1 rRNA gene is annotated in these 255 nt (G+C 52.9%); it reads left to right on the top strand.

Annotation, left to right across the window (positions count from 1 at the left end):
- Positions 1 to 255: ribosomal RNA gene (locus ACQCT8_RS19055) — 23S ribosomal RNA — on the top strand; the annotation flags it as partial.

The following is a 255-nucleotide window of genomic DNA, read 5'->3' on the forward strand; positions in this document are numbered from 1 at the left end:
CCTGATATTGAATTTTGGCACAGCTTGTACAGGATAGGTAGGAGCCTTGGAAATCGGAGCGCCAGCTTCGATGGAGGCATTGGTGGGATACTACCCTGGCTGTGTTGAACTTCTAACCCTCACCCGTAATCCGGGTGGGAGACAGTGTCAGGCGGGCAGTTTGACTGGGGCGGTCGCCTCCTAAAGAGTAACGGAGGCGCCCAAAGGTTCCCTCAGAATGGTTGGAAATCATTCGAAGAGTGTAAAGGCATAAGG

Origin of the sequence: Jeotgalibacillus proteolyticus, assembly GCF_050107735.1 — a bacterium.
GTDB lineage: Bacteria > Bacillota > Bacilli > Bacillales > Jeotgalibacillaceae > Jeotgalibacillus > Jeotgalibacillus proteolyticus_A.